General features: G+C 73.3%; 1 protein-coding gene. It reads left to right on the top strand.

All coding sequences use genetic code 11. The features are described from left to right. On the top strand, window positions 1-898 hold an 898-nt coding region (locus tag SM757_RS34905), incomplete at its 5' end, for a hypothetical protein (RefSeq protein ID WP_322468852.1). Window positions 899-1060: the final 162 nt, after the last annotated feature.

The following is a 1060-nucleotide window of genomic DNA, read 5'->3' as shown; positions in this document are numbered from 1 at the left end:
CGCCCCCGTGGCCGCGCCCGCACCCGCGCCGCGGCGCTCGGTGCTGCCCATCTTCCAGATCTATTTCAAGGAAGAGCAGCGCCCCGGGCTGGACCCGACCTTCACCCCGCTGGACAACGCCGGCCGCGACGACCCGCTGCGCGAGTTCGCCGTGTTCGAGCGGCTGGCCGCCGAGCCCGCGCTGCAGCGTGCGCCGCTGTGGGGCGCGCTGTCGTGGCGCTTCGGCCAGAAGACGGGCCTGAGCGGCGCCGCGCTGCTCAAGGCCATCGCCGACAAGCCCGGGCAGGACCTCTACTTCTGCAACCCCTACCCCGAGCATGAGGCGCTCTACATCAACGGCTGGCAGCAGGGCGTGCCCTCGCACCCGGCCTTCACCGAGCTGTGCACCGCCGTGCTCAAGGCCGCCGGGCTGGACGAGGCCGAGCTGGGCGCGGTGCAAAGCTCCGCCCGCTTCTCGGCCTGCAACTACTTCGTGGGCAGCCCCGCCTTCTGGGGCGCCTACCTGCCCTGGGTGCGCGGCGTCGTGGACCGCGCCCGCGCCGCGCTGCCCGCGGCCGTGCTGCGCGTGCTGGACTCCCCGCTGAGCGACCCCAAGGGCCTGCACGCGGGCTCCACCTACTGGCCCTTCATCGTGGAGCGGCTGCTGCCGCTGTTCCTGCGCCAGGCCGGCAGCGGCCTCAAGGTGCACAAGATCGCGCTGCCCGCCAGCGAGGCGCGCATGAACGTGCACCTGCAGCGCCTGCGCGAGATGAAGGACATGGCCCACCGCAGCAAGTCGCGCTGGCTCTACGGCTGCTGGCTCAACTACCGCAACCTCTACATGCTGCAGACCGCGGGCTCGGCCTGGTGCAAGCGCTACCTGCCCAAGATCAGCGCCACGGCGTTCGATTTCCGTTGAACCCGCCAGCCGACACCGCCTCTTCGGCCGCTTCCAGCGCCGCCGGCGGCCTGCCCGCCGCCCCGGGGCCTGAGGGCCAGCGCCACCTGTTGCAGGCCCTGCTGCTGGAGGCGCGCCAGGCGCGCGAGGCCCGCGACGCCGCCGCCGAGCGCGAGGCCCTGG

The organism is Azohydromonas lata, assembly GCF_034427735.1.
Taxonomy (GTDB): Bacteria; Pseudomonadota; Gammaproteobacteria; order Burkholderiales; family Burkholderiaceae_C; genus Azohydromonas; species Azohydromonas lata.
The sequence above is the reverse complement of the archived record's forward strand: the minus strand, read 5'-3'. Positions and strand labels throughout refer to the sequence as shown.